The organism is Methylobacterium sp. J-072 (assembly GCF_022829425.1).
GTDB lineage: Bacteria > Pseudomonadota > Alphaproteobacteria > Rhizobiales > Beijerinckiaceae > Methylobacterium.
In genome coordinates this window covers 1-26,719 of record NZ_JAKSYK010000180.1, presented here as the reverse complement: position 1 = coordinate 26,719, position 26,719 = coordinate 1, and the positions used below count along the sequence as shown (strand labels likewise).

Sequence of the window (26,719 nt, the reverse complement as noted above, 5' to 3'; positions counted from 1 at the left end):
GAGGCTGCTGCGCAGCACCTCAGGATGAGGGGGTGGGTCGGAAGACCGGGACCGTACCGCTCATCGGCGATCCCAACTCCCAAAAGAATCCCGAACCCGAGCGCGATCACGTGGCCGTCTACACCGAGGTATCCGACGCGGCGCTCTCCGAGTTCCTGTCTGCCTACGACATCGGCAGCCTGCTCTCCTTCAAGGGCATCGCCGAGGGCGTCGAGAATTCCAACTTCTTCCTGCACACCACCCAAGGCTCCTACATCCTGACCCTCTACGAGAAGCGGGTGCGGGAGGGCGACCTGCCGTTCTTCATCGGGCTGATGGAGCACCTCTCGGCCCGGGGCCTCGCCTGCCCGCAGCCGGTGCGGGACCGGGCCGGCACGGCACTCGGCCAGCTCTGCGGACGGCCCGCCGCCATCGTCAGCTTCCTGGAGGGCGTCTCGGTCAAGACGCCCGGCGTCGGGCATTGCCGGGAACTCGGCCGGGCGCTGGCCGAACTCCACGCCGCCGGCGCCGATTTCGGGATGGTGCGCGCGAACAGCCTCTCGGTGGCCTCCTGGCGCCCGCTCTTCGCCCAGGCCGAGGCCCAGGCCGATTCGGTTGAGCCCGGGCTGGCGGAGCGCACCCGCGCCGACCTCGCGCTGCTCGAATCCGCCTGGCCCCAAAATCTGCCGGGCGGGGTGATCCACGCGGACCTGTTCACCGACAACGTGTTCTTCATCGGCGATGCCCTGTCGGGGCTGATCGACTTCTACTTCGCCTGCACGGACGCCTTCGCGTACGACCTCGCGGTCTGCCTCAACGCCTGGTGCTTCGAGGCCGACGGCCGTTTCCACCGGGACATGGCAGCCGCCTTGATTGCCGGCTACGAGGCGGTGCGGCCGCTGGAGCCCGCGGAGGTCGCGGCGCTGCCGATCCTGTGCCGGGGCGCGGCGCTCCGCTTCATGCTGACCCGCCTGGTCGACTGGCTGAACGTGCCGCCCGGCGCCCTGGTGAAGCCCAAGGATCCGCGGGAGTTCGATCGCCGGCTGACGTTCCACCGCCAGGCGCAGGACGCGCGGGATTACGGGCGGCAGGCTTGAGGATGGAATGAGCGACGACGTCACCGAGACCGCGGCCGAGCCGACGCGGGTGAAGATCTACACGGACGGCGCCTGCTCGGGGAATCCCGGCCCGGGCGGCTGGGGCGCGATCCTGATCTTCGGCGATACCCAGAAGGAGCTCTCCGGCGGCGAGGCGCACACCACCAACAACCGCATGGAGATCCTGGCCGCGATCGAGTCCCTGGAGGCGCTCAAGCGCCCCTGCCGGGTCGATCTGTTCACGGACTCGCAGTACCTGCGCCAGGGCATCACCAGCTGGATCCACAACTGGAAGGCCCGGGGCTGGCGCACCGCCGACAAGAAGCCGGTGAAGAACGAGGACCTCTGGCGCCGGATCGACACGGCCAACGCCCGCCACGAGGTGGCCTGGCACTGGGTCAAGGGCCATGCCAGCGACCCGCTGAACAACCGGGTCGACGCGCTCGCCGTGGCGGCGATGCTGCCGTTCAAGCGACGCTGAGATCAGGGTTCCCAAAGGGCTCAGCCCTTTGGCGGGGTATCGGGGCTCTGCCCCACAGGCACTAAGATATCCATCGCCTATGGTAATGGGCGGCTTGTTGTCGTTTGCGCTTTGGGTTGGGGATGCGTGTTTGCAGATCGGCGGACGGTCGTGTGAGCTGGATCAGGCTAAGCGCCGGAGCGATCGCCAGGCGGGCGATCTCAGCGCGGACAGCCAGAGTGGTGCGGGCCGGGGATGGATGGCGAGCATCAACGAGCCCTCCTGGCAGACCGGCGGCGCACATCTTCGAACCGCCAAGCGTAGGGTTTGATCAAGCGTAGGCTTTGATCGCCCGACGTACCACATCCCAACGACGTTCCGCATCCAGACAAGCCCGGCGGAGGCGCAGCCTGAGCGCTCCCGCTCAGAACAACCCGTCGATCTGCCCATCGGCATCCAACCGGATCGTGTCGGCGGCCGGGACTCGGGGGAGGCCCGGCATGGTCATGATCTCCCCGCAGATCGCCACCACGAAGCCCGCGCCCGCCGAGAGGCGGACGTCGCGCACGCCGACGACGTGGCCCTCGGGGGCGCCCATCAGGCTCGGGTCGGTGGAGAACGAGTACTGGGTCTTGGCCATGCAGATCGGCAGGTGGCCGTAGCCGTCCTTCTCGAAGGTGGCGAGCTTGCCCGCCGCCTTGCTCTCGATCTGGATGTCGGCGGCGCCGTACAGCTTGGTCGCGATCGCCCGGATTTTTTCCGTGAGCGGCGCCTCGGTCTCGTAGGCGTAGCGGAGCGGCGCCGGCTCGGCAGCGGCGAGCTGCACCACGGCCCGGGCCAGGTCCTCGGCGCCGGCGCCGCCCTCGGCCCAGTGGCGGCAGGTGATCGCCTCGACGTCGAGGCGCTCGCGGCACAGCTCCTTGAGCCGGGCATGCTCGGCGTCGGTATCGGCGTAGAAGTGGTTGACCGCCACCACGACGGGCAGGCCGAAGCCGCGCAGGTTGGTCACGTGCCGGGCGAGGTTGGCGAAACCCTTCTCCAGGGCGCCGATATTCTCGGAGCCGAGGCTCTTCTTGTCGACGCCGCCATGCATCTTGAGCGCCCGGATCGTGGCCACGACCACGACCGCCGAGGGGGTCAGGCCGGCCTGCCGGCACTTGATGTCCAGGAACTTTTCCGCGCCGAGATCGGCGCCGAACCCGGCCTCGGTCACCGTGTAATCGGCAAGCCGCAGGCCGGCCCGGGTGGCGATCACCGAGTTGCAGCCATGGGCGATGTTGGCGAACGGGCCGCCATGGATCAGCGCCGGGTTACCCTCCAGCGTCTGCACCAGGTTCGGCTGCAGGGCGTCCTTGAGCAGCACCGTCATGGCGCCGGTGGCCTTCACGTCCTTGAGCGTGACGAGCTTGCGGTCCCGGGTCTCGGCGATGACGATCCGGCCGAGGCGCTCCTCCAGGTCGGCGAGGTCCTTGGCGAGGCAGAACACCGCCATCACCTCGGAGGCGACCGTGATGTCGAACCCGTCCTCCCGGGGGAAGCCGTTGGCGACGCCGCCGAGCGACTGGTTGATCTGGCGCAGGGCCCGGTCGTTCATGTCGACCACCCGGCGCCAGTGGATCCGGCGCACGTCGATGTTGAGCTCGTTGGCCCAGTAGACGTGGTTGTCGATCAGCGCCGCCGCGAGGCTGTGGGCCGACGTGATGGCGTGGAAGTCGCCGGTGAAGTGCAGGTTGATCTGCTCCATCGGCACGACTTGCGCCTTGCCGCCGCCGGCCGCCCCGCCCTTCATGCCGAAGCAGGGGCCGAGCGAGGGCTCGCGCAGGCAGATCATGGTCTTCTCGCCGATGCGGTTCAGGGCATCGCCGAGGCCCACCGTGGTGGTGGTCTTGCCCTCACCTGCGGGCGTCGGGGAGATCGCCGTCACCAGCACGAGCTTGCCGGGCTTCTGGCCTTCCAGCCCGGCGATGTAGCCGTGGTCGAGCTTGGCGATGTGCTTGCCGTAATTGTGCAACGCCGCATCCGGGATGCCGAGCTTCTCCGCGACCTGCGCGATCGGCTTCAGGGTCGCGGCGCGGGCGATCTCGATATCTGACGGCATGGGCGTTCCTCCCTGGCTCTGCGGGCACGGCGCCCGCCCACCCGCCGACTGTTATCGTACGGGGATCTTGCCTCGCGGTGTCCTGCCTGCGCCGGTCTCGCGCGGACGCGGTCGCACGGCGAGGCCGCCCGACGCGCAGCGGCAGCACTGTGCGTCAAACCGGACGAAAACGCCCGTCGATTTTTATGAGCCGGCCGACAAATTAGTCTTGCCGGCGCGGAGAGGATGCGCCCTCCGGCGGCGGCTGCCGGGAGCCGTCAGCCCCCGGACTTCTTGGCCTTGTCGGCGGCGCCCGGGGCCTCGTGCGGCTGGGGGGCGCCCTTGGGCAGTTCCGGGTTCTCGGCGTTGTGCGGGGCGGCAACCGGGGCCGACGTGGTCTCGGCGGTGGCGGTCGGCTTCTCGATCTCCGGCAAACCGTCCTTCAGCTTGTCGTTGATCTGGGCGAGATCGTCCGGCTCGGGGTTCAGGTCCTTGGCGTGCTGCCACTGGAACTTGCCCTCGAGGCGCCGGCCCGCACGCCAATAGGCGTCGCCCAAGTGGTCGTTGATGGTCGGGTCGCCGGGCTTCAGCTCGACCGCCTTCTCCAATTCGCGCACCGCGTCGTCCCAGCGGCCGAGGCGGTAATAGGCCCAGCCGAGGCTGTCGACGATCATGCCGTCCCGGGGGCTGGCATCGGCGGCCTGCTGCAGTAGCCTGAACGCCTCGTCGATGTTGATCTTCTGGTCGACCCAGGAATAGCCGAGGTAGTTCATCACCTGCGCCTTGGCGGCCGGCTGGCTCGCCGGCACCAGGGACAGGGCCTTCTTCAGGTCGGCCTCGGCCTTGGGCCATTGCTTGGCGCGCTCGTAGGCGGTGCCGCGGAAGTAGAAGGTCGTCCAGTAATTCGCCAGCGGCCGGTCGCCGATCAGGTCGATGGCGCGGGTATAGGTGGCGGCCGCCTCCTCATACTTCTTGCGCGCCCGCTGGACGTTGCCGAGCGCGGTGATCACGTCGATGTCGTCCGGATGCGCCTTCATGGCGGCGTCGAGATGGGCGAGCGCCTCGTCGCCCTTGCCCATCTGCTCGAGGTTGAGGCCGATCTGGATGTCGGCGTTGAGCTTGAGCGGCGAGGTCGCGGGGATCTGCGCATAGGCCTCGTTGGCCCGCTCGGTCTGCTTCATCCGGTCGAGGGTGTCGGCGAGCGTCAGCCGGGCCAGCGCGTGGTCCGGGGCGAGGTAGAGTGCCAGCCGCAGGTAGATCACCGCGGGCAGCTCGTCGCCCTGCGTCGAGCCCGCCGAGCCCAGCCCGTACAGCACCTCGGCGGCGCCCTCCTGGGCGGTGCCGATCAGCCGGGTCAGCGGCTTGCCGTCCTTGAGCTTGTCCAGGGCGTCGCGCACCAGCGGGTGGCGGGGCGAGAGCTGGTCGAAATCGGAATAGGCCTGGATCGCCAGGTCGGTGCGGCCGAGGCTGGCCTCGAGCCGAGCATAGGCGTCGACGATGCGCAGGGTGTTGCGGTCCGCCTCGTAGGCGGCCTTGAGCCGCCGCTCGGCCTCGGCGTTGTCGCCGATCACCGCGGCGATCAGGCCGGCATGGTAGTCGCGGAAGGTGTTGTAGTAGCGCTCACCCCGAAGCTTGTTGACCGTCTCCAGCGCCTTCTTGCCGTCGCCGGCGCCGGCATACGACCAGGCCGTCAGCAGGGTCGCGGTCAGGTCGGTGGCCGCACCCCGGCCGCTTCTGGAAAAATTCTGGCGGGCGGCGGCCCACTGGCCGGCCTTGATCTGGCGTACCCCGAGGGAGAGGTTGGCGAGCCCGTTGGTGGGATCGCGCGCGATCAGCTTCTCGGCGGCCCGGAACGCGTCCGGCAGGGCGCCGTCGGCCAAGAGCGAGATGAAGGCGCGCTCGACCAGCTCGGCGTTGCGCGGATCGGCCTTGACCGCCTCGCGGTAGAAGCTTGCCGCCGCCGCCGTGTCCCGGGCGGCACCCGCGATGTAGGCGGACAGGAAGTTGCCCTCGAGGGATTCGGCGGGCTCGTATTCGAGCAGCGGGGCCGACTCGCGCGGCTGGGCGGCCAGAACGGTCTGGGGCAGACCGGCAGCGAGCATCAGGGCGAGCGCCGAGACGCTCCGGCGGGCGCGTGTTGTCATCATGAACCGGTCGCGGCTCCTGGGCGCCGGCCCGCTAAGGGCCGGGCGCGAGAATGGCGGGGCGTCCCCGAAAATCGCTGGGGACACTGGACTCATCCCGCCAGCCCCGCAAGGCGAAAGGATGGCGCGGGGGGCTGTCGGGGTCAGGCAGGCTCGGTAGCCGTCGTCCTCGGACTCGTGCACTTCTGTCAGGCTCGTACCCTCGCGGGCCCTCGTCGCTTGCTGCGACAACGCTGCCGCCCGCGGCGAGCAGATCGGGCAGAGTTTTGCTGGGAAGCATCGCTGGAAGCGTGTTCGTCGCGAGGCTGGGCACGCGCACAGGGATATCGAGACCGGCAATCTCTCACGCGGCTTCCGCAAGCTTGAGTTCCAGACGGGCCGAGGCAGCCGGATCGAGATTGCGAAACGGCTCGATGAGGACCCGCGGTGCGAGAAAGCCGGTCTGATGCTCGGTCAAGATCGCTACAGCGCGCGCCCGTAAGTCGCGCTCGACACCTGCGCGATCCTGCCGGAGTCCTCGCGCCTACGCCGTCTCGGAATCAACGTGGCGCGTCATACCTCGCCTCTTGCTTCAACTCTTGCATCGTTGTGGCTGGTCCGTCTCCACCGTTAAGCTCGGGGCATGCACCTCATCTACTTGGACGAATCCGGCAACACCGGCGCCCGCAAGGACCCCGATCAGCCGATTCACCTCATCGCGGCCCTGTGTGTCCACGAGTCCCGGATTCGCGCGATCGAGATGGCCGTCCGGGAAATCGTAAAGGCCCGCTTCGGCGTCCTGGTTCTGACGGAGGGCTTCGAATTGCATGCCGCCGACCTGTACGGCGGCAACGGCTTCTTCAAGGGGATCAGGCCAGACCAACGGATCGGCTGCATCCACGATATCCTGGACGCCCTCGCGGCGCACGACGTGGCGGTCCTGTGGGCGGCCGTGGACAAGATGAAGCTCCATTCCAGCCGCCATCCCCATCGCATGGCATTCCTGTTCTTGGTCGAGCGCCTGGAAGATTGGTTGAGTCGCGCCGAGCCGAAACTCGGGCTGCTGGTCGCCGACGAGAACAAGGAAATAGAGCAGAAGCTGATCGACGATCTTGAAATCTTCAAGCTGAGCGGCACCAATATGGGCTGGCGGCCGACCCAGATCAGTTCGATCGTGGACTCGATTCATTTTGTCCAATCGACGAATAACCGACTCATCCAATGCGTCGATATTGTCGCGTATTTTTCACTGAAATATTATCGACAGGAACAGAGGCTGATCCAGGATTTCCGGGCCGCTAGTCTGACCAACGTTCCCTGGCCGACATGGCGTGAAGCGCAGCTCGATGCCGCGCCCAGCAAGAAGGCGATCCATCAGATCGGACGAAAGCTCGACGCCCTGACGGTCGGACGAAAAGTGTTTCCCTGAAAAAACGGGGGTCAACCGGCGCGCCATCCCGTGGGAAGCGCCGGGGCTCGGTGACCCAAACCCGCTGCCGGCTGATAGCGAAGATATGGGTCCGCCCGCCTGTCCTGTCAAACGAACAGGGAGCGCGCGAGACGGCCGATAGGTATCGGCCCCCCTCACATATTCGGATAGTTCGGCCCGCCCGGTCCCTCCGGCGTCACCCAGTCGATGTTCTGGTTCGGGTCCTTGATATCGCAGGTCTTGCAGTGGACGCAGTTCTGCGCGTTGATCTGGTAGCGCACGCCGTCGCTGGCGGCGGCGTCCTCGACCCATTCATAGACGCCGGCCGGGCAGTAGCGGCTTGAGGGGCCGCCGTAGATGTCGTGCTCGGAGTGCTTCTGCAGCTCCATGTCCCGGACCTTGAGGTGCGGCGGCTGGTCCTCCTCGTGGTTGGTGTTCGAGAGGTAGACCGAGGAGAGCCGGTCGAAGGTCAGCTTGCCGTCGGGCTTGGGGTAGGTGATCGGCGTCACCTCCGAGAGCGGCTTGAGGCAGGCATGGTCCGGCTTGCCGTGCTTGAGCGTGCCGAACAGCGAGGTGCCGAGCAGGCTGGTGGTCCACATGTCGATGCCGCCGAGCCCGACGCCGACCAGGGTGCCGTAGCGCGACCAGAGCGGCTTGACGTTGCGCACGGCCTTGAGGTCCTGCCCGATCGGGCTGTCGCGCCAGCCGGCCTCGTAGGCGGTGAGCTCGTCGCCGGCGCGGCCGGCCTTCAGGGCGTCCGCGATGGCGTCCGCCGCCTGGATCCCAGACAGGACCGCGTTGTGCGAGCCCTTGATCCGCGGCACGTTGACGAAGCCCGCCGAGCAGCCGACCAAGCAGCCGCCGGGGAAGACGAGCTTGGGCACCGATTGCCAGCCGCCCTCCATGATGGCGCGCGCGCCATAGCCGATGCGCTTGGCGCCCGCGAAGGTGTCGGCGATCATCGGGTGGGTCTTGAAGCGCTGGAACTCCTCGAACGGCGACAGGGTCGGGTTCTCGTAGTTCAGGTGCGTGACGAAGCCGACCGAGAGCAGGTTGTCGTCGAAATGGTAGAGCCAGGAGCCGCCGCCGGCCTTGTTGGGCAGGGGCCAGCCCATCGTGTGGCGCACCAGCCCCGGCTCGAAGGTGGAATCCGGCAGCTGCCACAGCTCCTTCACGCCGAGCCCGTATTTCTGGTGGTCGCTGTGCCGGTTGAGGGAGAAGCGCTGGACCAGGCCCTTGGTCAGGTTGCCCCGGGCGCCCTCGCCGAACACCGTGTACTTGCCGCGCAACTCCATGCCGCGGGTGTAGTCGTCGCGCGGCTCGCCCGACTTGCCGATTCCGAGATCGCCCGTGGCGATGCCCGCCACCGCGCCGGATTCGTCGAACAGCACCTCGGAGGCCGGGAAGCCCGGATAGATCTCGACGCCGAGCGCCTCGGCTTGGACGCCCAGATACTTGCAGACGTTCGACAGCGAGCCGACGAAGTTGCCGTGGTTCGACATGAGCTTGGGGAAGAACACGTTCGGCAGGGTCACGCCGCTGTTCTTGGTCAGCATCATGAACTCGTCGCGCCGGACCTCGGTCTTCAGCGGCCGCTCCGGATCGGTGCGCCAGTCCGGCACCAGCAGGTCGAGGCCGTTCGGGTCGATCACCGCGCCCGACAGGATGTGGGCGCCAACCTCGGAGCCCTTTTCCACCACGACGACGGAAATGTCCTCTCCGATCTCGGCCGCGCGCTGCTTCAGGCGGATCGCGGTGGCGAGCCCGGCTGGGCCGGCGCCGACCACGACCACGTCGAAATCCATGCTTTCGCGTTCGGGCAGCGCCATCGTCGAGCCTCCTGTTTTCTTGTCGCTATGCCCGATCCGTTGCCGGGTGGGCATGATGTTCTGCCGTCTCAAGCGATTCTAAGCTAGAAAGGCAAGGTGCTGAGGCCCGGACTTGAGCGAACGCTCCCCTATGCCGCATGGGTGGGGCCTGCGGACGGGGTCGGGGCGACTCGGCGGTTCCCTTCGGGCGCGGCATAGCGCTGGGAGCCGCGCCGTTCGGTCACGCAAGTCCTTGTCGTCGAGCGGGTTTCAAGAGTTGTCCACAGGCATCGAGCGCCCCACATGCTGATCAGCATGCCGAGCCCCAACGACGCGCAAGCCGACCTCATCGCCTATCTCGATTTCCACGTGGAGGCCGGCGCCGACGCGGCTCTCGATGAGCAGCCGCATGACCGGTTCGGCGAGGCCGACACGCCGGCCCCGACCCTGCGGGCACCCCGCCGCCCGGCCGCGGCGCCTCGGCCCGTGGCCCAGCCGAACAGCCTCGTCCCTCCCCCGGGCTCGCCGCCGCCGGCGGCCCCGGCCCGGACCTTCGGGCGCGCGGCGAGCGCCCAGCCGGACGAGGCAGCGATCGACGCCCGCGCCCGGGCGCGCGAGGCCAAGAGCCTCGACGAGCTGGAAAAAATCCTGGCGGATTTCGACGCCTGCCCGCTGCGCTTCACCGCCAAGAACTTGGTCTTCGCCGATGGCAATCCGGAAGCCCGGGTGATGTTTCTGGGCGAGGCGCCGGGGGCCGACGAGGACCGGATCGGCAAGCCGTTCATGGGCCGGTCGGGCCAGCTCCTCGACAAGATGATGGCGGCGGTCGGCCTCGACCGGACCAGCGCCTATATCGGCAACATCGTGCCCTGGCGGCCCCCGGGCAACCGCAACCCGACCCCCCAGGAGGTGGCGGTCTGCCGGCCCTTCGTGGAGCGCCAGATCGAGCTGGTCGACCCGGAGGTGATCGTCTGCCTGGGCGCTCCCGCGACCCAGACCCTCACCGGCACCAAGGACGGCATCCTGCGCACCCGCGGCCGGCTGTTCCCCTACAAGCTGCCGACCCGCGAGGCGAAGCTGCTCGCCACCCTCCACCCGGCCTTCCTGCTGCGCCAGCCGGTGCAGAAGCGCTTGGCCTGGCGGGATTTCCGGGCTCTGCGCGCCCTGCTCGACGGAAAAGCTTGACCGTGGGCGCGGAACCGGGCGTTCCCTCCCGTCATTAGAGCTTCGTCCCGAACGGTGTCTGCCGGCTTTCGGACACGAGGCGATGCACAGTTAGGACCGCGCCCTGCTGCGCGGCATGCAGGGCGGGACCATGCGCTGGGACGATCTACGCAGCTCCGACAACGTCGAAGATCGCCGCGGTGAGGGCGGCGGCGGTGGCGGCATGGGCTTCCCGGGCGGCGGCGCGGGCGGGCTCGGGATCGGCACCATCGTGGTGCTGCTGATCATCAGCTACTTCACCGGCATCAACCCGGCGATCCTGATCGGCGGCGCCCAGCAGATCGGCGGCCGCGGCGGCAGCCAGCAGGAGCAGCCGGCCGATCCGCAGACCCAGGCGAAGCGGCGCCAGGCCCCCACGGACGAGAGCGGCCGGTTCGCGTCAAAAATTCTGGGCAACACCGAGGACGTGTGGAGCCAGATCCTGCCGCAGCAGACCGGCAAGCAATACACCCCGACCACCCTGGTGCTCTACACCGGCGGCACCCGCTCGGGCTGCGGCTCGGCCCAAGCCGCCATGGGGCCGTTCTACTGCCCGCTCGACAAGAAGGTCTATCTCGATACCGGCTTCTTCAAGGAGATGGCGACCAAGTTCGGCGTGAAGGGCGATTTCGCCTACGCCTACGTCATCGCCCACGAGGTCGGCCACCACGTCCAGGACGTGCTCGGCATCCTCGGCAAGGTCCAGGCCCGCCAGCAGCAGGCGTCCAGCAAGACCGAGGCGAACGCCCTGTCGGTGCGGATCGAGCTGATGGCCGATTGCCTCGCCGGCGTCTGGGCGAAGAACTCCAACGACAAATACGCCGAGCTGGAGCAGGGCGACATCGACGAGGCCCTGAACGCCGCCGCCCAGATCGGCGACGATTCGCTGCAGAAGCGCTCGCAGGGCTACGTGGTGCCGGATTCCTTCACCCACGGCTCGTCGGCCCAGCGCCAGCGCTGGTTCACCGCCGGCTTCAAGAGCGGCCAGACCAAGGCCTGCGACACGTTCCGGACGGCGAACAACTGAGACGGCTGTTCGGGTCGCTTCCCTGGTTCTGAAGGAGCTTGGACCGGCGAGAGATGCGCGCTCTCCCTCCCCCGCAGAGGGGGGCTACGGTTTAGACTGGTTTAAGGCACAAGCGCTGTTGCAGACCGCGCCGCGCCCCCTCTCCCGTGTGGGAGAGGGTTGGGGTGAGGGATCAGGTCTTTCCGGAGAGGTCGCATCCCTCACCCTGTCCCTCTCCCGCATGGGAGAGGGAACCCGCGCCTTCTGCGCCCACGGCATGATCACGGCTACGGTCGAAACCTGTGTAGTCCGTAGGCAGAGGGGGAAGGGGAAAGCGTTGTGATTCAAACGCTTGGCGGAAAACTCCGTATGTGAAATCCGCCTCGATCCCGCGTCAGCCCTTGCTCAGCCGCTTCGCGTTGGCCTGGACCTCCCGCAATCGTTGAAGCGAGCCCATCGCTTTCTGCCCCTACGGCATCCTGACTAAACGGCCTCCGCCTTGACAGGAATGTCATTTCACCTTCCGTTCGATCCAGTCCGACCTATGGAGATCGCGATGGTGTCCCTCGCGGTGACAGTGAAAGGGCAGGTCAAGCTCAAACGTGACTTGCTGCAACATCTCGGCGTCAAGCCCGGCGAGCGGATCGACTTCGAGAAATTGCCAGCCGGTGAGTTGCGGGTGCGGGCGGCACGGCCGACCGGCAGCATCGACGACTTCCTTCATGCCCTCGACGGAAAGGTGACGCTGGATCAACCGCTGACGATCGAGGCGATGAACGCCATCACCGACGCGGGGTGGGCCGGCGTGTCGGACGACGCATGAACATCGCCGTCGACACCAACGTGTTGGTGCGCGCGATTCTGGCGGACGATCCCGAGCAGGGCCGCTCAGCCCGAAAGCTGCTCACAGATGCGACCACGATCGCGGTCCCGCTGCCGTGCCTGTGCGAATTGGTCTGGATCCTCCGGCGCGGGGCCAAGCTCGCGACAGCGGATATCGCAGGCGCGATCCGCGCCTTGGTCAACACTGGGAACGTCGCCATGAACCGACCCGCCGTGGAAGCCGGGCTCAGGCTGCTCGAGGCCGGCGGCGACTTCGCCGACGGCGTCATTGCCTATGAAGGCCGATGGCTTGGCGGCGAGACCTTCATCTCCTTCGATCGGAAGGCCGTGGCGCTGCTGTCCCAGCAAGGGGAGGCCGCGCAGCTCCTCTCCTGAACGCGGCCCCGGTCCGGATACCTCAGCCCTTGCTCAGCCGCTTGGCGTTGGCCTGGACCTTCCGGCGGTAGCTGCGGATCACCTTGCTGTTCGAGGCGCCGGAGGCGACCATCAGGGCCGCCTCGCTCGCCGCCATGATCTTCTCCGTGACCATGCGCTGCGCCTCAAGCTGCGCGGCCGGGCCGCCCACCGCGAACATCGCCATGCGCTGGGCGATCACCCCCTGCGCTTCCAGCCCCAGCATGGCCATGTCGAGGCTCGTCTTCCACCAACCGAACAGCATCGTGGTCCTCGTCTCGCGAGCCTCAGCCCGACAGGTATGTGCCGGCGTCTAGATAAAGATGATGCCCAACCCAAGGCGTCGCGCGGGGCACAACGGCCCAGCCTGCCCTTGGCTCCCGGTCTCCCGACCACGGTTGCGTGAAGCATCCCACAGCCCGCGATCCCGGCTCCGTCTTTGCGCCGTCTCGATCCATGCCGTAAGCGGCCTGAAGAAAGCCCTCCCCCGGACACGGCAACCGCCCTTCATGATACGCCTGGACAAAATCACCAAGCAGAACGGGCGGCAGCTCGTCTTCATCGAGGCCTCGGCCGCCCTGCAGCGGGGCGAGAAGATCGGGCTCGTGGGTCCCAACGGGGCCGGCAAGACCACCCTGTTCCGGATGATCATCGGCCAGGAGCAGCCCGACGAGGGCCAGGTCTCCGCCGACCGGGGCATCACCATCGGGTATTTCAGCCAGGATGTCGGCGAGATGGCCGGCCGCAGCGTCGTCACCGAGGTGATGGACGGGGCCGGGCCGGTGAGCGCGGTGGCGGCGGAGCTCGCCGAGCTCGGCGCGGCGCTGGCCGACCCCGACCGCGCCGACGAGATGGACGCCCTGGTCGAGCGCTACGGCGAGGTCCAGGCCCGGTTCGAGGAGCTCGACGGCTACGCCCTGGAGGGCCGCGCCCGCGAGGTGCTCGACGGCCTCAGCTTCAGCCAGGAGATGATGGACGGGGATGTCGGCGCCCTCTCGGGGGGCTGGAAGATGCGCGTGGCGCTGGCCCGCATCCTGCTGATGCGCCCGGACGTGATGCTGCTCGACGAGCCCTCCAACCACCTCGACCTGGAGAGCCTGATCTGGCTCGAATCGTTCCTGAAGGCCTATGACGGCGCCCTGCTGATGACCTCGCACGACCGCGAGTTCATGAACCGCATCGTCACCAAGGTGATCGAGATCGACGGCGGCGCGCTCACCACCTTCTCGGGCGATTATGCCTTCTACGAGGAGCAGCGGAAGCTGAACGAGGCGCAGCAGCAGGCGCAGTTCGAGCGCCAGCAGGCGATGCTCGCCAAGGAGATCGCCTTCATCGAGCGGTTCAAGGCCCGGGCCTCCCATGCCGCCCAGGTCCAGAGCCGGGTGAAGAAGCTCGACAAGATCGAGCGCGTCGAGCCGCCCCGGCGCCGGCAATCCGTGGCCTTCGAGTTCCAGCCGGCGCCGCGCTCGGGCGACGACGTCGTGATGCTCAAGGGCGTGCACAAACGCTACGGCAGCCGCACGATCTACGAGGGGCTCGACTTCTCGGTGCGCCGCCGGGAGCGCTGGTGCGTGATGGGGATCAACGGCGCCGGCAAGTCGACGCTCCTGAAGCTCGTCACCGGCACCACCGAGCCCGATGACGGCTCGGTCACGGTCGGCGGCAGCGTCAAGCTCGGCTACTTCGCCCAGCACGCCATGGACCTGCTCGACGGCGACCGCACCGTGTTCCAGACCCTGGAGGACGCGTTCCCGCAGGCCGGCCAGGGCTCGCTCCGGGCGCTCGCCGGCTGCTTCGGCTTCTCGGGCGACGATGTCGAGAAGCGCTGCCGGGTGCTCTCGGGCGGCGAGAAGGCCCGGCTGGTCATGGCCCTGATGCTCTACGACCCGCCGAATTTTCTGGTGCTCGACGAGCCGACCAACCACCTCGACATGGGCACCAAGGAGATGCTGATCGCGGCGCTCGGCGCCTACGAGGGCACGATGCTGTTCGTCTCCCACGATCGTCACTTCCTCGGGGCCCTGTCGAACCGGGTGCTGGAGGTGACCCCCGAGGGCATCCACCAATATGGCGGCGGCTACACCGAATACGTCGCCCGCACCGGCCAGGAGGCGCCGGGCCTGCGCAGCTGACAGGCCCGAGGCGCGACCTTCGGGCCTGCTCCCGCCTGGGATGTCCGGCGCTATGCTCGGCCCGACCCTGGGGGCTGAGACGGCGTGCGACGCGTCCTGAAATTCCTGCACACGATGGGATCCGCCGGCCTCTTGGGCGCGATGGCGGCCCTGGTGGTCATGGTGAGCCTGGCCCCGGCGCCGGCCGCCCTGCCCGGCTACGCCGCGATCCGGGGTGCCATGGGCGCCGTCGCCACCTGGATCTTCCTGCCGTCCTTGGCCGTGACCCTGATGTCCGGCCTGCTGGCGATGGCGCTCAATCGCGCCTACCTCAATGCCGGCTGGGCCTGGATCAAGCTCGCCACCGGCGTCCTGATGTTCGAGGGCGGCCTGGTCTACATCCAGGGCCCGATGAAGCGCGAGGCCGAGCAGAGTGCGCGGGCGCTGGCCGGTCTGCTCGATCCCGCGGCCTTGGCCCGCTCGCTCGAGGGCGAGCGCGGCACGCTGTGGGTGCTGCTGGCGGTGGCGACCGCCAATGTCGCGCTGGGGATCTGGCGCCCGCGGATCCTGCGGATCCCGCGCTAGGGTGATCGCTTGCGGTTCGAGACTACAGAGCTCCAAACCTCTCCCTCATCCTGAGGTGGCGTAGCGCAGCGGAGCCCTCGAAGGAGCCCTCCAGCCTGCGGCGCGATCCCTGGAGCCCTCCTTCGAGGCCGCTGACGCGGCACCTCAGGATGAGGGTGTGGGTAGGAAGACCCCCCAAAATCCATTTCAAAATCATCACAAACGCCGGCCGCGTTCTAAATAATGCGCCGACTAATAAAACTACTTTCCGATACAAAATCCGGAGAACAGCCGGTCCAAAACATCCTCGACGCCGACATGGCCGCCGACCTCGCCGAGGGACCGGACAGCCAAGCGTAGATCCTCTGCGGCGAGTTCAGGCAGGGCGCCCTCCCCTGCGAGCAGCCGGTCGAGATGCGCGACGCAGGCCTCCAGCGCCGCCCGGTGGCGCGCTCGGGTGACCAGCGCATCGCCGGCGCCGAGACCGACCGCCGCCTCCTTCTGGATCGCGTCGAGAAGCGCCTCCAGGCCTGCTCCGGTTCGGGCCGAAACGGCAAGCACACCGGGCGGCATATCTTGTGATGAGCCGGCGAACAAATCGGCCTTGGTGTGCACCGTCAACGTCCGAACCCCCGCCTCGCCGAGGTCGGGCACCGCGCCGTCCGGGGGGACCAGGGCCAGCACCAGATCCGCGGAGCCGATGCGGGCTCGGCTGCGGAGGATGCCTTCGGCCTCCACCGGCTCGGCGGTGTCACGCAGGCCGGCGGTGTCCACTAAGAACACCGGCAGGCCGCCGAGATCGAGGCGGACCTCGATGGCGTCCCGAGTGGTGCCCGGCATGTCCGACACGATCGCCACGTCCCGGCGGCTGAGGGCGTTCAGCAGGGTCGATTTCCCGGCATTGGGCGCGCCCGCCAGCACGACGAAAAAGCCGTCGCGCAGGCGCTCGCCCCGCCGGCCGTCGTGGAGCGCGAGGGCGATGTCTTCGCGCAGGGCGGCAGCGCGGCCGAACAGGGCGGTGTCGAGGCCAGCCTCATCGACATCGCCCTCGTCCGAAAAATCCAGGGCGGCTTCCGCGGCCGCGAGGCAATCGATCGCCTTGGCTCGCCACGCGGCGACTTGGCGGCTCAACGCGCCGTCGAGCTGGCGCAGGGCCTGGCGGCGCTGCCCCTCGGTCTCGGCATCGATCAGGTCGGCCACCGCCTCGGCCTCGGCGAGGTCCATCCGGCCGTTGAGCACCGCCCGGCGGGTGAAGGCGCCCGGACCGGCGGCGCGGCAGCCCGGCATCCGGGCCAGGGCGGTGAGCACCCCCAGCCGCACCGCCGCACCGCCATGGAGGTGCAGCTCGGCCATGTCCTCGCCGCTATAGGTGTCGGGTCCGGGGAACCACGCGACCAGCGCCCGGTCGAGTTCCGTGCCGTCCGCGGGGTCCCGCAAGGTCCGCAGGGACATTCGGCGGGGTGGGGGCAGCTGGCCGCCGAGGGCGACAAGCGCTTGCCCGGCGGCCGGTCCGCTCACCCGGATCACCGAGACGGCGGCCCGGCCGAAGCCGCTGGCGGGGGCGAAGAGGGTTTCGGTCTCGGTCATGGTGATGTCGCCGGCGGGGATCGGCATCCGTGTGGATTCGTGAAGGCGCGTTTCACGTGAAACACGCGCGCCTGCTCCTTAGCATCTGAGCACCGCCGCTCCACCGCCGCCATCGAATGGCCAAGCTAGGCCATCACATCGGCCGGCGATGCCGTCGAAAGACCGAGTCGCGCCATGACATCCTGGACCCGCCGCACCGCCTGCTTGAGCACCCTCGCCGCGCCGCTGATCCTGCGCCGCGGGCTCGCTCGCGCCGAGGAGTCCGAGCCCGCACTGGCCGCGATCGAGCGCCGGCTCGGCGGGCGGCTCGGGGTTTCGGCGGGCACGCAGGCGGGCGTCGTTCTGAGCCATCGGGCGGATGAGCTGTTCCCAATGTGCAGTACCTTCAAGGCTCTGGCCGCCGCCGCCGTGCTGGCCCGGGTCGATGCGGGGAGCGAATCTCTGGACCGGGCCATCGCGTTTGGACCCGACGATCTTCTCAGCTACGCGCCGATCACCCGAAAAACGCTGGAAGCCGGCGGCGGCACCGGGCGGATGACGGTGTCGGATCTCTGCGCTGCCGCGCTCGAATGGAGTGACAACAGCGCGGCTAACCTGTTGCTCACGGCTTTGGGCGGCCCCGAGGCGCTGACCCTTTGGCTGCGCGGCATCGGCGATTCCGTCACCCGCCTCGACCGCAACGAGCCGACCCTGAACACCGCGCTGCCCGGCGACCCGCGTGACACCACCAGCCCGGCGGCGATGCGCGACACCCTCGGGCGCGTGCTGGTCGGCCCCGTCCTGTCGGCCGCGTCGCGCGCGCGGCTGGAGGCCTGGATGGCCGCATCCCGGACCGGGCTGAAGCGCATCCGGGCTGGGTTGCCGCCGGACTGGCCCGTCGGCGACAAGACCGGAACCGGCGACAACGGCACGTTCAACGACGTGGCGATCCTGCGGCCGCCGGGCCATGCGCCGGTCTTCGCCTGCGTGTACATCACCGGAGCCCAAGTCCCGGCGGAGGCGGTGGAGGCGGCCTATGCGGAGATCGGCCGGCTCGTCGCCGCGCGGGCGGGGGGAGCCTGAACCGAGACGGCCATGGCCAAGACGCCCGCAAAGACCACCCGCGCGACCCAGGCCCTCGACAAGGTCGGCCTGCGCTACAGCCTCCACGCCTATGAGTACGACCCGGAGGCGCCGCGCATCGGCCTCCAGGCCGCGGAGGCGCTCGGCGTCGCGCCCAGCCGGGTGCTCAAGACCCTGATGGCGGCGGTGGACGGCAAGACCGTCTGCCTGCTGGTCGCCTCCGACAAGGAGGTTGCGATGAAGCGGGTCGCCGCGGCGTTTTCCGGCAAGGCGGCGGCGATGCTCAAGCCCGCCGACGCCGAGCGCCTGACCGGCTACCATGTCGGCGGCATCAGCCCGCTCGGGCAGAAGCGGGTGTTTCCGACCGCGATCGATGCCGGCTCGCTGTCGGACCCGGCGGCCGAGATCCACATCAACGGCGGCGGGCGTGGCCTGCAGATCCGCCTGACCGAGGGCGATCTCGTAGCCGCCCTCGCGGCCCTGGTGGTGCCGCTGACCTGAACCGCGGCGCGGGCGTAAGCTGCCGTTTACCCTGTTCCCGCACCCTGCCGCCGGAACGGGGATGGGTCGGGCATGCGGGTGACGGGGCGATACGCGATCGGGACGGCGCTCGGCCTGGCTCTGCTGATCACCGGGCACCACGCCCCCGCGGCGGATCTCGATGTGCGCGGCGGCTACGAGACGGTGACCCGCAGCGGACCGCGTTTCTTCCCGCGCAACGACGGGATCGACCGGCCGCCGGTCTACAGCCTTCGCACGCGGGCGGTTCCGGTGGGCTGCACGCCCCGCCGGGTGCCGGTGCCGACCAACGCGCCGGACGATCCGAGCTATGTCGGCTCGGAGTACGGCCTGTCGCATCCGAGCTATTACGGCTTCACGCCGCCGCTCGGCGTCGACGACCCGTTCGGCCGGTCGCTGCTGCCGTACTGCCCCTGATCCCGCGCAGGCGGGTTCCACTCCGGCGGATCATGTTCTAGATCGGCGCCCCGCCGCGGAGCCCGACCCGTGCCCGAATCGACACCCCAGCGTTTCAGCGATCTCGCCGCCCTGCGCCGGAGCGTGGCCGACTGGCGCGGCGCGGGCGAGCGCGTCGTCCTGGTGCCGACCATGGGGGCCCTGCACGAGGGCCATCTCGCCCTTGTGGCCGAGGCGAGGCGGATCGGCCGGCGGGTCGTCGCCAGCATCTTCGTGAACCCGACCCAGTTCGGCCCGAACGAGGATTTTTCGCGCTACCCGCGCGACCTCGAGGCCGATCTCGCCCTGCTCGGCCGGGCCGGTGCCGACGCTGCCTGGACGCCCGCGGTGGAGACCATGTACCCGCCGGGCTTCGCCACCCGGATTGATGTCGCCGGGTTGACCGAGGGGCTGTGCGGCCCGTTCCGGCCCGGGCATTTCTCGGGGGTCGCCACGGTGGTGACCAAGCTCCTGACCCAGGTCGGGCCGGATGTCGCCCTGTTCGGCGAGAAGGATTTCCAGCAGCTCCGGGTGATCCAGCAGGCGGTGGCCGATCTCGACCTGCCGGTGGAGATCCGGGGCGTGCCGACCGTGCGGGAAGGGGACGGCCTCGCCCTGTCGTCGCGCAACCGCTACCTCTCGCCCGAGGAGCGCGCGGTGGCCCCGCGGCTCCACGCGGTGCTGACCGAGATCGCCGCCGCGGCTCGCGGCGGCAGCCCGGTCGCGGGCCCGGTCGCCGAGGGACGCGCGGCGCTGGAGGCGGCGGGCTTCCAAGTGCAATACCTCGTGGTCTGCGACGCCCGGACCCTGGCGCCGGTCGAGCGGGTGGACGCACCCGCCCGGGTTCTCGTGGCCGCGTTCCTCGGCCGGACCCGGCTGATCGACAACGTGGCGGTCTAGCGTTCGTCCGGCGCCCAAGCGCATCGACGGGAAACCCAAGGTTTCAAAAGGTCCGTGACCTTTTGCGGGTGCAGGGTAGCGCCCTGCAACTTTTCAAGTCCTTCAAACCTCCAGTTGCGTCAGCAGCGGGATCGCGCTCATCTTGGCCGATCACGCGGCTCCGGCCATCGTGACTGTATTCCCGCCGCGCCGAGACCCGACGATGCCGACCCCTTCGCCTGATGCCAGCGACATCGACCGGATCCGCGCCCGTCTGGCCGCCAGCCCGAGACCGGCCGATCTCGCGGCCCGCCGCGCCCGCGTGGATGCGCTCGGGGCAAACTATCCGCTGCCGGACGATGTCCATGTCCAGCCGGCCAAGGCCCGGGACGTGCCCGCGGAATGGACCGCGACGCCGGAGGCCGACCGGGACCGGGTGATCCTGTTCCTGCACGGGGGCGGCTACGTCTCGGGGTCGCTGGCGAGCCACCGCCACATGGTCGCCCAGGCCGGCCGGGAGGCGGGGACGCGCACCCTCGCCCTCGCCTACCGGCTCGCGCCCGAGCACCCGTACCCGGCGGCGATCGGTGACGCGCTGGCCGGCTACCGGTTCCTGCTCGAAGCCGGGTTCGCGCCCGAGCGCATCGCCCTGGCCGGCGAGAGCGCGGGGGGCGGCCTCGCTATGGCGACCGCCCTGTCGCTGCGGGCGCGGGGGATGCCGCTGCCCGGTTGCCTCTGGCTCAGCTCACCCTGGACCGACCTGGCGCTCACCGGCGGGAGCCTGGACACCAAGGCCGCCGTCGATCCGCTGATCAGCCGGGCCTACCTGACTGAGCTCGCCACCGCCTATCTCAACGGCGCCGATCCGCGCGACCCGCTGGTCTCGCCGATCCAGGCCGATCTGGCCGGCCTGCCGCCGACGCTCATCCAGGTCGGCTCCGCCGAAACCCTCCTCGACGACGCCCTGCGGCTCGCCGGGGTGGCCGCGGCGGCGGATGTGGCGGTCGCGCTGGAGGTCTGGCCGCACATGATCCACGCCTGGCACCTGTTCTACCCGGAGGTCGCGGCCGGCCGGCGCTCCCTGGCGAGCGCGGGCCGGTTCATCCGGGCGCGGCTGGATGGGGCAGCCGGCGCATGACGGCCGGGCCGGCGGGCGCGCGTCTCGTCGTCCTGTCGTGCTGCCTCGGCATGCTGGCCATCGGGATCAACGGCACGGCGATCATGACCGCGCTGCCGACCATGCGGCGCGATCTCGCGCTGGATGCCGGCCACCTGGCCTGGGCGGTGAACGCCTATCTCGTGGCGGCCGCCGCCTGCGTGATGCTGGGCGGCACCATCACCGACCGGATCGGTGCGGCCCGGGCCTCCGTGGTCGGCCTGCTGCTGTTCGCCCTCGCCTCCGCCGTGATCGCCCTGGCGCGGGATGCGGACATGCTGCTCGCCGGCCGCGCGCTCCAGGGTCTCGGCGCGGCCCTGTCGATCCCCAGCACCCTGGCGGCGATCAGTACCGCGAGCCCGCCCGAACGCCGCGCGGCGGCGATCGGCGCCTGGGGCGGGGCGCTGATGCTCGGCTTCAGCATCGGGCCTCTGATCGGGGGGATTCTGACCCATCTCACCGGATGGCGCGTGATCTTCTGGGCGGATGGGGCCGCCATCCTGCTGGCCGCGTGCGGCCTGTGGTTCGCGGGACCGCGCCGACCCGCGCTGCCGGCAACCGGGCGGCACCGCTTCGACGGAGTCGGCTTCGTGTCCCTGGCCGTCGCGATGGTCGCCACGATCTTCGCCCTGGAGGGGCTCGCCCATGTCGGCCGGGCTCCCCTCCGGCTGGCCGTGCCGCTCGGCCTCGCGCTCCTGGCCTTCGCGCTGTTCGTGCGCCAGGAGCGGCGCCGGCCCGACCCCCTGGTCGATTTCGGCCTGTTCGCGACGCGGGGCTTCAGGCCGGCCCTGGTCATCGCCACCACGGCGATGGTCTGCATCCTGCCGCTGCTGCTGTTCTTCAACCTCGAGGCCCAGAGACCGGACGGCCTCGGCCTCAGCGCGATCGCCGCCGGGGCCCTGTTGCTGCCGATGAGCGCGGGGCTGCTCGCCTTCGCGCTGCTCGCTCCCCGGCTCGCGGCGCGGTTCGGGGTGCGGCGACCCATCGGGGCGGCACTGGTGCTGGTCGCCGCGGCGGCCCCGGGTGTGGCGTGGGCCTTCGAAGCCCGTGCGCTCCCGCTCCTCGGGTTCGGGCTGTTCTGGCTCGGGGGGGGGGCCTGGCCGTACCCTACGCGATCGCGCCGCGCCTGGCGCTGGCCGAGATTCCCGGGCCGCAGGCGGGTCAGGGCTCCGGCATCGTCAACAGCTGCACGCTGCTCGGCGGCAGCATCGGCGTCACCCTCGGCGCCGTGGCGTTCGGCGAGGACGGCTTTTCCCGGGTGATGGTTCTGCTGGCCGGCGCTGCCCTGATCGGGCTGTTGGCCGCCGCCCGATTGCCGCCTGCGCGGCCGGCCGGGACCGCGTGGCCCTGACGGGATACGAAGCCTAGCCTGCGGTCCGCTGCCCGTCGCCAAGCCGTGGCCGCCGGGCCACGCCCTCGGCGATTCGGGCGTTCGCTGCCTGACGTGATTGGCACCGGTCCCCCGACCTGCTCTGTGGCCGGGTGATGGGAATGCGCCGTGCCCCTGCCCTGCTGGCCCTGTCGCTGGCCGCCGCGTCGCCCGCCGGCGCGGCCCAGGACGCGATCGAGGACGCGATCGAGGGTATGGCCGGCCCCTCCGGCGAGCGCCTGCGCTACGACGCGAAGGGCCTGACGCTCAGCTTTCCCGAGCCCGAAGTGAAGCTCCAGATCGGCGGCCGCCTGCATCTCGATGCCGGCGCGGCGAGCTTCAGCCGGCCGGGCCTCGCCGCGACCTTCCCCGACAGCGTCGCGGTGCGCCGCTCGTGGATCGAGCCGACCCTCACCATCGGCAAGGACTGGGTGGTCGCCTTCCAGTACGATTTCAGCGATCCGATGCTGCCGATCAACGACGCCTTCGTCGCCTGGAAGGGGCTGCCGGACACGATCCTGACGGTCGGCAACATGAAGGTGCCGTTCAGCCTCGAATGGCTGCAGAGCAACAACGACACCCTGTTCGCCGAGCGCTCCCTGGCCAACGCCTTCGTGCCGGATCGCCGCTTCGGCTTCGCGATCGGGCATCACGGGCAGGCCTGGACCGCCGTGGCGAGCGTGTTCGGCGACGCCGCCAGCAACGGCATCACCGGCGACGGGGTGGCGGCCGCGGGCCGGGCCACGGTGGCGCCGATCCTGGAGGAGCGCGAGACCCTGCATCTCGGGCTGGCCGGCATCTACCAGAGCCGCGCCCGGGGCGACGGGCCTTTCAGCTTCTCCACCCCGCCGGAGGCGTTCCTGTTCACGCGTCCGTTCGTCGATACCGGCGACCTGCCGGACGTGGCGCGGGTGTCCCGGATCGGCGCCGAGTTCGCCTATCGCAACGGCCCGTTCCTGGTGCAGGCCGAGGTTATCCGCGCCGCGATCGACCGGTTCGGCGGCCCAGGCGAGACCGTCCCCACCCTCGCCTTCCAGGGCGGCTATGTCGAGGCCGGCTGGGTGCTGAACGGGGCGGGCCGCGCCTACGCGCTGGCCCCGCAGGGCGGCACCACCTACGCCACCTTCAAGGGCGTCCAGCCGCGGGACGACCAAAGGGTCTCCCGGGGCGGGATCGGCGTGTTCGAGCTGTCCGCCCGCTACAGCGCCATCGCGCTGAACGCCCGGGGGTTTCGCGGCGGCGCCGAGCAGGACGTGAGCCTGGGCCTGAGCTGGTACCCCGAGCCGAACCTGCGCCTGATCGCCAACGTCATCCACGGCCGCGTGCAGCCGGGCGCGGCCCAGTCCGACGCGCTGGGCACCGCGCCGTTCTCGGTGGACACCGTCCTGGGACGGCTCCAGATTTATTGGTGAGACCCGCGGCTCGGACCGCTCGTCAGACGGCTCTGCGCAGGACCGAGCGGAACGGCCGCCGCTCGGGCTCCGGCTCGGCCGGCGGTGGTGGGGGCGCCTCGGACGGCGGCGGCGCGGCCAAAACCTCGGCCCGCACCGGTCGCGGCGCCGCGAAGGCCGCGCCCTGGGCGTAGGGCACGTCGAGGTCGATCAGGTCGGGCACGTCGGCCTCGTCGGTGACGCCGGTGGCGACCAGGCGGATGCCGGCCCGGGCCAGGGCGGGCGCCAGATCCTCGATGGCGATGTCCGACAGCCTGCGCCGGTCCGAGCCCGGCCGCAGCAGCATCTCGGCCGGCACCTTGACCTGGCCGACCCCGAGCCCGGCGAGCTGGGCCACGTCGAAGCGCAGATCATCCGCCCGGTCGAGGCTGAACCCGATCCGGCCGCGCAGGGGCAGGAGCAGGCCCCGCTGGCCGCCGTCGAGGCCGTGCCAGCTCGCCTGGGGCAGGGCGATCGCCAGCCCGGCCAGGGCGGGATCCTCGGCCACGTTGCGCGCCAGCTCCCGGAGGAGGCCGGGCTCGAACAGCGAGAGCGGCGACAGGCCGTAGGTCAGCATGGTCTCGCTGCCCCGGCGAGCGAGGTGGCGCACCACGATGGCGGCCCGCTGCAGCATGCGCCGGTCGAGCTCGGTGGTGCGGCCGTAGCGCTCCAGAGCCGGCAGAAACGCCTCCGGCTCGATGAGGCGGCCCTCGACCCGCAGGCGGGCCAGCGCCTCGTAGGCCGTGACCTTGCGCTGGGGCAGGGTCACCACCGGCTGCAGGTGGATCTCCAGCGCGTCCGCCTCGAAGGCCCGGACGATCTCGGCCTCGCTCTCGGCCCAGGGCGCGGGCGCACGGGGGACGGGGCGCGGCGGGATCGGTCGCGGTGCGGGCACCGGCTCGGGCGGGGCGTCCTGGGCGATCGGGCGCGGCTCGATCGGCGCCCGCGAAGGGGCTGCACCCTGAGGGCTCGGGGGTGCCGGGCGCTCGGGTTCCGGAGGCGCCTGGGTGCGCGCCGGCTCCGCATGAGCCTGGGCGGCGGCGACGGTGGGGAGGGGCTCCGGGCGCGGCTCCGGCCGGGCCTTGAGGGCGGCGATCTCGGAATCCTGGGTGCCGACCACATGGGTCAGGTCGCGTACGATGCCGCTGAGCAGCCCCAGTTCGACGGTCAATTCCTCGACCTCGGCCCGGAGCGCGGCGTCGCCCGTCTCCTGCCGCGGCGGCGCGGCCGCGGTCTCGGCCTTCAGCAGGCGCCGGGACAGCAGGTCGACCTCGCCGGACAGCTTGTCGCAGCGCGCCTTCAGGGTGGCGGCACGCGTCTGGGCGAGGCCAGCCGCGACGGCGGCGAGCGCGCCGAGCGCCAGGGCGCTCGTGGCCGGCGCGAACACCGCGAGCGGCCCGAGCACGACGAGCGCCAGAAGCCCGGCCGCCAACAACCCCGCGTACCGGCGGAGGACCGGGATCATCGTGACAACACCTAACAGGGGCCTGCACCGGCCGCCGGGAGAAGTCCCGGGCGCTGATTCGGCGGGCGAAGACCGATGCGACGATCTTTGTCGCCGCGCGGCCCGCCCGGCAAGGCGAGGGCATGCGAATTCCGCCCGGTGTGATGCCGGCGCCCGCGGAAACGTTGCGGAATCGTCACGGCCGGGCGGTTTGCACGCGATCGGACGAGGGTTGCGCCGGGCGCTTATGTGGATGGGAAGAAAAGGCGCCATAAAGCGTGGCTATGACGATCGTGCCTCCAAGTGTTCCGAAGTGCGTCCCGATGTTCCGTTCCCTCCGTCGTGTCGGCTCGTCCATCGGCACCCTCGTTCTCGCCCTCGGCGCTGGGCCAACCTTGGCCGCGGATCTCGGAGCGGCGCCGTCGCGCCCGATGCCGGTCTTCACCCAGGTCGATCCGGGCGCCGTCGATCCGAGCACCTGGATCGTCACCGTCAGCGCCTCGCTCCAGGCGATCCCGCGCTATCCCGGCGCGTCGGACTACACCGCGGTTGGCTATCCCGGGATCGACATCCGCAAGGCCGGCGAGCCGCGCCGCTTCTCGACGCCGGATGACGGCTTCAGCGTCTCGCTCTACGACGATCCCGTGTTCCGGATCGGCCCGACCGCCCGCATCGTGCCGGGCCGCTATTACGGCGACGACCGGCGCCACCTGTTCGGCTTCCGGGACGCCCGCATCGCCCTCGAGCCGGGGGTGTTCGCCGAGTTCTACCCCTCGCCCTCCATCCGCACCCGCGTCGAGATCCGCCAGGGCGTGTACGGCCATCACGGCACGGTCGGCTCGATCGCGGCCGACTACCTGATGCCGGTGGGCCCGTTCCTGTTCTCGCTCGGACCGCGCCTGAACGTCGGCGATGCCAGCTACGCCCGGAAATATTTCGGCGTGTCGCCGGCCGAGGCGGCGCTCAACGGCCGCGTGACCCCGTACAATCCCGACAGCTTCTACGCGGCGGGCGTGCTCGGCGCCGTGACCTACACCCAGGACGAGACCTGGGCCTATACGGGCTATGCCGGCTACACCCGGATCCTGGGCGCGTCGGGCGACAGCCCGCTGGTGCGGCGCCCGTTCGGCAACCCCGACCAGTTCCAATTCGGCCTGAAGATCGACTACGCGTTCCGCATGCCGGCGCAGTTCTGACGCGTCTTGCGCCGGCACCGCCCGGCCCCGACATTCCGGTGACGCTGTTCACGGAGGCCCGGATGGACGAGACGCACGCCGACCTGCTGATGCAGGTCGAGGGCATGACCTGCGACGGCTGCGCCGCCGCCGTGACCCGCACGGTCAACCGGATCGACCCGGCGGCCGAGGTCCAGGTCGACCGCGAATCCGGCCGCGTCGCGATCCGCACCGACGCCCAGGCCCTGGTCATCGCCGAAGCCCTGACCAAGGCCGGCTACACCGCCACGGCCATGACTGGGTGAGGGGCTTACCTGATCGGTGTCTCCCGTCCTCGCCCTCATCCTGAGGTGTGAGCGAAGCGAGCCTCGAAGGAGCCCTCCAGCCGGCCGCGCGATCCCTGGAGGCCTCCTTCGAGGCCGCTGCGCAGCACCTCAGGATGAGGGCGAGGACGGAATATCTCCTCCGGTCTGAAGCGCCGTGGGCGCCTACGACCGGCTGAGAAACATCCCGGTCAGCAGCAGCCCGAAGGCCGCCAGGCCGAACAAGCCTTCCTTGCGCTGCGTGGGG

The 26,719-nt window shown here is 70.0% G+C and carries 24 protein-coding genes; 18 read left to right on the top strand and 6 right to left on the bottom strand.

Features of this window, described 5'->3' with window-relative positions:
* Nucleotides 1-110: 110 nt before the first annotated feature.
* Both thrB and rnhA read left to right on the top strand, forming a co-directional pair.
* Complete coding sequence (gene thrB / locus MKK67_RS21530; RefSeq protein WP_243969707.1) at nucleotides 111-1,076, top strand: homoserine kinase; 966 nt, start codon at nucleotides 111-113, stop codon at nucleotides 1,074-1,076.
* A 7-nt stretch (nucleotides 1,077-1,083) separates the two neighbouring features.
* On the top strand, nucleotides 1,084-1,557 hold the full coding sequence (rnhA, locus tag MKK67_RS21525; RefSeq protein ID WP_243969248.1) for a ribonuclease HI: 474 nt from the start codon (nucleotides 1,084-1,086) through the stop codon (nucleotides 1,555-1,557).
* 403 nt (nucleotides 1,558-1,960) lie between these two features.
* On the opposite strand, the gene MKK67_RS21520 is transcribed toward rnhA, so the two are convergent.
* Nucleotides 1,961-3,634 carry a formate--tetrahydrofolate ligase gene (locus MKK67_RS21520; RefSeq protein ID WP_243969246.1) on the bottom strand — a complete coding sequence of 558 codons (1,674 nt, stop codon included), beginning with the start codon at nucleotides 3,632-3,634 and terminating at the stop codon, nucleotides 1,961-1,963.
* A 257-nt stretch (nucleotides 3,635-3,891) separates the two neighbouring features.
* Nucleotides 3,892-5,760 (bottom strand): tetratricopeptide repeat protein, encoded by a 1,869-nt coding sequence (locus MKK67_RS21515; RefSeq protein ID WP_243969244.1) that lies wholly within the window; start codon nucleotides 5,758-5,760, stop codon nucleotides 3,892-3,894.
* Between the two features lie 619 nt (nucleotides 5,761-6,379).
* Here MKK67_RS21515 and MKK67_RS21510 point away from each other — a divergent pair.
* The gene (locus tag MKK67_RS21510; RefSeq protein WP_243969242.1) at nucleotides 6,380-7,165 is read left to right on the top strand and encodes a DUF3800 domain-containing protein; all 786 of its coding nucleotides are present in this window, start codon (nucleotides 6,380-6,382) and stop codon (nucleotides 7,163-7,165) included.
* Between the two features lie 155 nt (nucleotides 7,166-7,320).
* On the opposite strand, the gene MKK67_RS21505 is transcribed toward MKK67_RS21510, so the two are convergent.
* Nucleotides 7,321-8,994 (bottom strand): electron transfer flavoprotein-ubiquinone oxidoreductase, encoded by a 1,674-nt coding sequence (locus MKK67_RS21505; protein WP_243969240.1) that lies wholly within the window; start codon nucleotides 8,992-8,994, stop codon nucleotides 7,321-7,323.
* A 282-nt stretch (nucleotides 8,995-9,276) separates the two neighbouring features.
* On the opposite strand from MKK67_RS21505, the gene MKK67_RS21500 reads away from it, so the two are divergent.
* The 4 genes from MKK67_RS21500 (at nucleotide 9,277) to MKK67_RS21485 (ending at nucleotide 12,400) form a co-directional block, all read left to right on the top strand.
* Nucleotides 9,277-10,158 carry a uracil-DNA glycosylase family protein gene (locus MKK67_RS21500; RefSeq protein ID WP_243969238.1) on the top strand — a complete coding sequence of 294 codons (882 nt, stop codon included), beginning with the start codon at nucleotides 9,277-9,279 and terminating at the stop codon, nucleotides 10,156-10,158.
* Nucleotides 10,159-10,288: 130 nt separating this feature from the next.
* Complete coding sequence (locus tag MKK67_RS21495; RefSeq protein ID WP_243969705.1) at nucleotides 10,289-11,203, top strand: neutral zinc metallopeptidase; 915 nt, start codon at nucleotides 10,289-10,291, stop codon at nucleotides 11,201-11,203.
* A 535-nt stretch (nucleotides 11,204-11,738) separates the two neighbouring features.
* A complete protein-coding gene (locus MKK67_RS21490) occupies nucleotides 11,739-12,005 on the top strand; it encodes an AbrB/MazE/SpoVT family DNA-binding domain-containing protein (RefSeq protein WP_243969236.1) in 267 nt (88 codons plus the stop codon).
* A complete protein-coding gene (locus MKK67_RS21485) occupies nucleotides 12,002-12,400 on the top strand; it encodes a type II toxin-antitoxin system VapC family toxin (RefSeq protein WP_243969233.1) in 399 nt (132 codons plus the stop codon). The genes MKK67_RS21490 and MKK67_RS21485 overlap by 4 nt, the downstream gene beginning before the upstream one ends.
* Nucleotides 12,401-12,422: 22 nt before the next feature.
* On the opposite strand, the gene MKK67_RS21480 is transcribed toward MKK67_RS21485, so the two are convergent.
* Entirely contained in the window at nucleotides 12,423-12,683 is a 261-nt protein-coding gene (locus MKK67_RS21480; RefSeq protein WP_243969231.1) for a hypothetical protein, read from the bottom strand.
* Between the two features lie 244 nt (nucleotides 12,684-12,927).
* Here MKK67_RS21480 and MKK67_RS21475 point away from each other — a divergent pair, with 244 nt between their 5' ends.
* On the top strand, nucleotides 12,928-14,550 hold the full coding sequence (locus MKK67_RS21475; RefSeq protein WP_243969229.1) for an ABC-F family ATP-binding cassette domain-containing protein: 1,623 nt from the start codon (nucleotides 12,928-12,930) through the stop codon (nucleotides 14,548-14,550).
* A gap of 84 nt (nucleotides 14,551-14,634) precedes the next feature.
* On the top strand, nucleotides 14,635-15,114 hold the full coding sequence (locus MKK67_RS21470) for a hypothetical protein (RefSeq protein ID WP_243969227.1): 480 nt from the start codon (nucleotides 14,635-14,637) through the stop codon (nucleotides 15,112-15,114).
* A 240-nt stretch (nucleotides 15,115-15,354) separates the two neighbouring features.
* Here the strand turns inward: MKK67_RS21470 and mnmE are convergent, their stop codons facing one another.
* The gene (gene mnmE / locus MKK67_RS21465) at nucleotides 15,355-16,680 is read right to left on the bottom strand and encodes a tRNA uridine-5-carboxymethylaminomethyl(34) synthesis GTPase MnmE (protein WP_243969703.1); all 1,326 of its coding nucleotides are present in this window, start codon (nucleotides 16,678-16,680) and stop codon (nucleotides 15,355-15,357) included.
* A gap of 174 nt (nucleotides 16,681-16,854) precedes the next feature.
* Between mnmE and bla the strand changes: the two genes are divergently transcribed.
* From bla to MKK67_RS21430, 7 genes are all read left to right on the top strand, one after another.
* Complete coding sequence (gene bla / locus MKK67_RS21460; RefSeq protein ID WP_243969225.1) at nucleotides 16,855-17,742, top strand: class A beta-lactamase; 888 nt, start codon at nucleotides 16,855-16,857, stop codon at nucleotides 17,740-17,742.
* Nucleotides 17,743-17,754: 12 nt separating this feature from the next.
* Nucleotides 17,755-18,243: a YbaK/EbsC family protein gene (locus MKK67_RS21455; protein ID WP_243969223.1), complete on the top strand. Its 489-nt coding sequence runs from the start codon at nucleotides 17,755-17,757 to the stop codon at nucleotides 18,241-18,243.
* Nucleotides 18,244-18,315: 72 nt separating this feature from the next.
* Nucleotides 18,316-18,678 carry a hypothetical protein gene (locus MKK67_RS21450; RefSeq protein ID WP_243969221.1) on the top strand — a complete coding sequence of 121 codons (363 nt, stop codon included), beginning with the start codon at nucleotides 18,316-18,318 and terminating at the stop codon, nucleotides 18,676-18,678.
* 69 nt (nucleotides 18,679-18,747) lie between these two features.
* Nucleotides 18,748-19,596, top strand: coding sequence for a pantoate--beta-alanine ligase (panC, locus tag MKK67_RS21445; RefSeq protein ID WP_243969219.1), 849 nt, complete (start codon nucleotides 18,748-18,750; stop codon nucleotides 19,594-19,596).
* Between the two features lie 202 nt (nucleotides 19,597-19,798).
* Nucleotides 19,799-20,713: an alpha/beta hydrolase gene (locus MKK67_RS21440; protein ID WP_243969217.1), complete on the top strand. Its 915-nt coding sequence runs from the start codon at nucleotides 19,799-19,801 to the stop codon at nucleotides 20,711-20,713.
* On the top strand, nucleotides 20,710-21,993 hold the full coding sequence (locus MKK67_RS21435) for an MFS transporter (protein WP_243969215.1): 1,284 nt from the start codon (nucleotides 20,710-20,712) through the stop codon (nucleotides 21,991-21,993). Before MKK67_RS21440 ends, MKK67_RS21435 begins: the two co-directional genes overlap by 4 nt.
* A 229-nt stretch (nucleotides 21,994-22,222) precedes the next feature.
* Nucleotides 22,223-23,512 (top strand): OprO/OprP family phosphate-selective porin, encoded by a 1,290-nt coding sequence (locus tag MKK67_RS21430; protein WP_243969214.1) that lies wholly within the window; start codon nucleotides 22,223-22,225, stop codon nucleotides 23,510-23,512.
* A 22-nt stretch (nucleotides 23,513-23,534) separates the two neighbouring features.
* Here MKK67_RS21430 and MKK67_RS21425 read toward each other — a convergent pair whose 3' ends face one another.
* Nucleotides 23,535-24,995: an EAL domain-containing protein gene (locus MKK67_RS21425; protein WP_243969212.1), complete on the bottom strand. Its 1,461-nt coding sequence runs from the start codon at nucleotides 24,993-24,995 to the stop codon at nucleotides 23,535-23,537.
* Between the two features lie 302 nt (nucleotides 24,996-25,297).
* On the opposite strand from MKK67_RS21425, the gene MKK67_RS21420 reads away from it, so the two are divergent.
* Both MKK67_RS21420 and MKK67_RS21415 read left to right on the top strand, forming a co-directional pair.
* Complete coding sequence (locus MKK67_RS21420) at nucleotides 25,298-26,170, top strand: MipA/OmpV family protein (protein WP_243969210.1); 873 nt, start codon at nucleotides 25,298-25,300, stop codon at nucleotides 26,168-26,170.
* 62 nt (nucleotides 26,171-26,232) lie between these two features.
* The gene (locus MKK67_RS21415) at nucleotides 26,233-26,454 is read left to right on the top strand and encodes a heavy-metal-associated domain-containing protein (RefSeq protein ID WP_243969701.1); all 222 of its coding nucleotides are present in this window, start codon (nucleotides 26,233-26,235) and stop codon (nucleotides 26,452-26,454) included.
* The last annotated feature ends 265 nt before the right edge of the window (nucleotides 26,455-26,719 follow it).

What these genes read in the sequence shown, in the direction of transcription:
- MKK67_RS21425 (WP_243969212.1), bottom strand. Translation starts at nt 24,995, where the DNA reads ATGATCCCGGTCCTCCGCCGGTACGCGGGGTTGTTGGCGGCCGGGCTT.
- rnhA (WP_243969248.1), top strand. Translation starts at nt 1,084, where the DNA reads ATGAGCGACGACGTCACCGAGACCGCGGCCGAGCCGACGCGGGTGAAG.
- MKK67_RS21415 (WP_243969701.1), top strand. Translation starts at nt 26,233, where the DNA reads ATGGACGAGACGCACGCCGACCTGCTGATGCAGGTCGAGGGCATGACC.
- MKK67_RS21475 (WP_243969229.1), top strand. Translation starts at nt 12,928, where the DNA reads ATGATACGCCTGGACAAAATCACCAAGCAGAACGGGCGGCAGCTCGTC.
- MKK67_RS21500 (WP_243969238.1), top strand. Translation starts at nt 9,277, where the DNA reads ATGCTGATCAGCATGCCGAGCCCCAACGACGCGCAAGCCGACCTCATC.
- MKK67_RS21435 (WP_243969215.1), top strand. Translation starts at nt 20,710, where the DNA reads ATGACGGCCGGGCCGGCGGGCGCGCGTCTCGTCGTCCTGTCGTGCTGC.
- mnmE (WP_243969703.1), bottom strand. Translation starts at nt 16,680, where the DNA reads ATGACCGAGACCGAAACCCTCTTCGCCCCCGCCAGCGGCTTCGGCCGG.
- MKK67_RS21430 (WP_243969214.1), top strand. Translation starts at nt 22,223, where the DNA reads ATGCGCCGTGCCCCTGCCCTGCTGGCCCTGTCGCTGGCCGCCGCGTCG.
- MKK67_RS21450 (WP_243969221.1), top strand. Translation starts at nt 18,316, where the DNA reads ATGCGGGTGACGGGGCGATACGCGATCGGGACGGCGCTCGGCCTGGCT.
- MKK67_RS21440 (WP_243969217.1), top strand. Translation starts at nt 19,799, where the DNA reads ATGCCGACCCCTTCGCCTGATGCCAGCGACATCGACCGGATCCGCGCC.
- MKK67_RS21510 (WP_243969242.1), top strand. Translation starts at nt 6,380, where the DNA reads ATGCACCTCATCTACTTGGACGAATCCGGCAACACCGGCGCCCGCAAG.
- MKK67_RS21495 (WP_243969705.1), top strand. Translation starts at nt 10,289, where the DNA reads ATGCGCTGGGACGATCTACGCAGCTCCGACAACGTCGAAGATCGCCGC.
- MKK67_RS21490 (WP_243969236.1), top strand. Translation starts at nt 11,739, where the DNA reads ATGGTGTCCCTCGCGGTGACAGTGAAAGGGCAGGTCAAGCTCAAACGT.
- MKK67_RS21520 (WP_243969246.1), bottom strand. Translation starts at nt 3,634, where the DNA reads ATGCCGTCAGATATCGAGATCGCCCGCGCCGCGACCCTGAAGCCGATC.
- MKK67_RS21515 (WP_243969244.1), bottom strand. Translation starts at nt 5,760, where the DNA reads ATGATGACAACACGCGCCCGCCGGAGCGTCTCGGCGCTCGCCCTGATG.
- MKK67_RS21505 (WP_243969240.1), bottom strand. Translation starts at nt 8,994, where the DNA reads ATGGCGCTGCCCGAACGCGAAAGCATGGATTTCGACGTGGTCGTGGTC.
- bla (WP_243969225.1), top strand. Translation starts at nt 16,855, where the DNA reads ATGACATCCTGGACCCGCCGCACCGCCTGCTTGAGCACCCTCGCCGCG.
- MKK67_RS21480 (WP_243969231.1), bottom strand. Translation starts at nt 12,683, where the DNA reads ATGCTGTTCGGTTGGTGGAAGACGAGCCTCGACATGGCCATGCTGGGG.
- MKK67_RS21455 (WP_243969223.1), top strand. Translation starts at nt 17,755, where the DNA reads ATGGCCAAGACGCCCGCAAAGACCACCCGCGCGACCCAGGCCCTCGAC.
- MKK67_RS21485 (WP_243969233.1), top strand. Translation starts at nt 12,002, where the DNA reads ATGAACATCGCCGTCGACACCAACGTGTTGGTGCGCGCGATTCTGGCG.
- MKK67_RS21420 (WP_243969210.1), top strand. Translation starts at nt 25,298, where the DNA reads ATGTTCCGTTCCCTCCGTCGTGTCGGCTCGTCCATCGGCACCCTCGTT.